The sequence below is a fragment of the Microbacterium sp. genome (genome assembly GCF_011620715.1).
Classification (GTDB): domain Bacteria; phylum Actinomycetota; class Actinomycetes; order Actinomycetales; family Microbacteriaceae; genus Microbacterium.
The window spans coordinates 1-2,530 of record NZ_WOYP01000089.1; the positions used below are offsets into that span (position 1 = coordinate 1).

Annotated in this window: 2 protein-coding genes, 1 pseudogene and 1 riboswitch; of the genes and pseudogenes, 2 read left to right on the top strand and 1 reads right to left on the bottom strand. The window is 71.4% G+C overall.

Features of this window, described 5'->3' with window-relative positions; genetic code table 11:
* Positions 1 to 614: pseudogene (locus QZV84_RS09350) on the bottom strand (serine hydroxymethyltransferase); the annotation flags it as partial.
* Positions 615 to 680: 66 nt separating this feature from the next.
* A riboswitch (ZMP/ZTP riboswitch) is annotated at positions 681 to 764 on the bottom strand.
* 172 nt (positions 765 to 936) lie between these two features.
* Between QZV84_RS09350 and nagA the strand changes: the two are divergent.
* Together nagA and QZV84_RS09360 are read left to right on the top strand one after the other, a co-directional pair.
* The gene (nagA, locus tag QZV84_RS09355) at positions 937 to 2,094 is read left to right on the top strand and encodes an N-acetylglucosamine-6-phosphate deacetylase (protein WP_292828734.1); all 1,158 of its coding nucleotides are present in this window, start codon (positions 937 to 939) and stop codon (positions 2,092 to 2,094) included.
* A 42-nt stretch (positions 2,095 to 2,136) separates the two neighbouring features.
* Positions 2,137 to 2,523, top strand: coding sequence for a YrdB family protein (locus QZV84_RS09360; protein ID WP_292828737.1), 387 nt, complete (start codon positions 2,137 to 2,139; stop codon positions 2,521 to 2,523).
* The last annotated feature ends 7 nt before the right edge of the window (positions 2,524 to 2,530 follow it).

Below are 2,530 nucleotides of genomic sequence, written 5' to 3' on the forward strand. Positions count from 1 at the left end.
GCCATGTCGACCCACAGCAGCGCGCCGACCTCGTCGGCGATCGCGCGGAAGGCGGCGAAGTCGAGCAGGCGCGGGTAGGCCGACCAGCCCGCGATGATGACCTTCGGCTGGTGTTCGATCGCGAGGCGGCGCACTTCGTCCATGTCGATGATCGAGGTCTCGGGGTCGACGCCGTATGCGACGATGTCGAACAGCCGGCCCGAGAAGTTTGCCTTCATGCCGTGGGTCAGGTGACCGCCCTGGTCGAGCGAGAGTCCGAGAAGGGTGTCGCCGGGGCGGGCGATCGCGTGCAGCACCGCGGCATTGGCGGTCGCACCCGAGTGGGGCTGGACGTTCGCGAAGGCGGCGCCGAACAGCGCCTTCGCTCGCTCGATCGCGAGCTCTTCGGCGACGTCGACCTCCTCGCAGCCGCCGTAGTACCGGCGACCCGGGTAGCCCTCGGCATACTTGTTGGTGAGCACCGAGCCCTGCGACTGCAGGATCGAGACGGGCACGAAGTTCTCGGAGGCGATCATCTCGAGATACCCGCGCTGGCGTTGGAGCTCGCGGTCGAGCACCTGGGCGATCTCGGGATCGACCTCCGCGAGCGGCGCGTTGAAGTAGTGGTCGGTCATGGCGTTCTCCTCTGACGACGGCTTCGGGTGGTGGATTCCCATGAGCGGGCGATTCCATCGGTGTTCCGCATCGACCCAGGCGTACGGTCGGGTGCCGTGTCGGTCGCTCCCCGGTGGTGACCCACCTCAACGCCAGTCGCGACACTCAGAGTGTAACGGATCCCCCCAGGCGAGGTTCCGGCTGACACCCGATCGCCCTATTTGTTAGGCTTCCTTACATGAAATTCGCTCGCCACATGATCGTCGTGCCCGTGGCGGAGCTCCCCGGCCACACGCACGCGTTGGTCCGCAGCCGCTGCGGCGGGATCCCCTGGACAGCACCATGAGCACCGTCGTCCACTCGGCGCGACTGGTGGATGCCGGCCGCACAGTGCAAGACGCGTGGGTGCGCTTCGATGCGGGCCGGGTGGCCGCGACGGGCATCGGCGACAGCTGGCGCGGCTTCGCGCAGCCCTACGACACCATCGTCGACGCCGTCGCCGCGGCGGGCGCGGACGCGATGCTGACCCCCGGCTTCATCGACATCCACGGCCACGGCGGCGCGGGCCAGTCCTACGACGACGGACCCGACGCCATCCGCGGGGCACGCGCACTGCACCGCTCGCACGGCACGACGCGGGCGGTGATCTCGCTCGTGACGGCACCGCTGGAGGTGATGGGGCGTCGCGCGGCCATGATCGCCGATCTGGCGTCGACGGATGCCGACATCCTCGGCTCGCATCTGGAGGGCCCCTTCCTCGACCCCGGGCACAGGGGCGCGCACGAGGAGACGCTGCTGCGGGCACCGGAGCCGGCGGCGCTGGAGCGCCTGCTCGAGGCCGGGCGCGGGACGATCCGCCAGGTCACCCTCGCTCCGGAGCTGCCCGGCGCGCTGAACGCGATCCGGATGGTCGTCGGCGCAGGCGCCGCGGCCGCCGTCGGCCACACCGGCGCCGACCTGGCGCAGACCCGAGCGGCCTTCGCCGCAGGCGCGACGATCCTCACCCACGCCTTCAACGCGATGCCCGGCCTGCACCACCGCGACCCGGGCCCTGTCGCCGCTGCGGCCGCCGATCCCCGCGTGACACTCGAAGTGATCGCCGACGGCGTGCACCTGCATCCCGAGGTCGTCCGCATCGCGTTCGCCGCGGCACCCGGCCGCATCGCGCTCGTGACCGACGCCATGGCCGCGGCCGGGCACGCGGACGGTCGGTACGAGCTCGGCTCGCTCGGCGTGGACGTCGTCGACGGCGTGGCCCGGCTGACGGTCGGCGGTGCGATCTCCGGCTCCACGCTCACGCAGGATGCCGCCCTCCGCCATGCCGTGCAGACCGGTGTGCGTCTGGTCGACGCAGTCCGGGCGCTCACGGCCACCCCGGCACGGGCGATCGGCCGAGGCGAGGACCTCGGCTCGCTCGCGGTCGGCTCGCTCGCCGACGCCGTGCTGCTCACCGGCGCATTCGAGGTGCACTCCGTGTGGACGGCCGGCATCGCGCGCTGAGCCCGTGAGGGTGGGCGGGTGGCCGGTCGTAGAATGGAACCCATGTCCGACACTCCCCGCGTGACGCCGACCGCGCCCTCCGAGTCCGGCATGCGCGCCCCGCTGTCTGCCGTCGACGTGCTGGCCTTCGTGTGCGAGATCTTCGCCTTCGTGACCCTGGCGATCTGGGGCTTCGCGATGTGGCCGTTCCCGTGGAACATCGTCGTCGGCATCGGCGCGCCGGTGGTCGCGATCCTGGTGTGGGCGCTGTTCGTCTCGCCCCGCGCGGTGCTGGCCGTCCACCCGTTCGTGCGTGCCGTCGTCGAGCTCCTCGTCTACGTGTCGGCGACCCTCGCCTGGTGGGCCATGGGGCTCACCTGGGTGGGTCTCGTGTTCGGAATCGTCGCGGTGACCGCCGGAGTCCTCGCCGGCCGCCGCCGATTCGCGTGAGCGAACC

What these genes read in the sequence shown, in the direction of transcription:
- nagA (WP_292828734.1), top strand. Translation starts at nt 937, where the DNA reads ATGAGCACCGTCGTCCACTCGGCGCGACTGGTGGATGCCGGCCGCACA.
- QZV84_RS09360 (WP_292828737.1), top strand. Translation starts at nt 2,137, where the DNA reads ATGTCCGACACTCCCCGCGTGACGCCGACCGCGCCCTCCGAGTCCGGC.